The sequence below is a fragment of the Bradyrhizobium sp. NBAIM08 genome, from assembly GCF_020193935.1.
Classification (GTDB): domain Bacteria; phylum Pseudomonadota; class Alphaproteobacteria; order Rhizobiales; family Xanthobacteraceae; genus Bradyrhizobium; species Bradyrhizobium yuanmingense.
This window is the reverse complement of the sequence record NZ_JADYVR010001419.1, coordinates 1-379: the sequence shown is the minus strand read 5'-3', so window position 1 is coordinate 379 and position 379 is coordinate 1. Positions and strand designations below refer to the sequence as shown.

Annotated in this window: 1 protein-coding gene; it reads right to left on the bottom strand. The window is 71.0% G+C overall.

Translation table 11 applies throughout. The annotated features are described in order from the left end of the window. Window positions 1-379, bottom strand: a 379-nt coding sequence (locus I6F37_RS45225) for an Ig-like domain-containing protein (protein ID WP_225155161.1), incomplete at both ends; no start/stop codon positions are given.

Genomic DNA, 379 nt, shown 5'->3' with positions numbered 1-379 from the left:
TGTCCAGGTGTTCGTGCCCGCCGGGGAGCTCTGGAACGTGACGGTCGCGACGCCGCTGCCCGCATCCGCCGAGTTGCTCGTCAGCGAGACCGTGCCCGCGAGATCGGCGCCGTCGCTCGGCGAGGTGATCGAGCCCGTCGGGTTCGTGCCGTCGACGAGCCACGTGTATGCAGCCGGGGTCCCGTCCTGGTTGCCGACGATGTCGGTCGCGCGCAGCTGCAGCGTGTGCGAGCCGTCGGCGAGAGCGGGGGAGATCGTCAGGGGAGTCGTGGCGCTGACCCAACCGCCGCCGTCCAGGTTGACCTGGTAGGTGGCAGGTGCCTCGGTGGAGGCGAAGCCGAACGTCGGAGTCGTGTCGCTGCTCGGGTTGGCCGGGGTC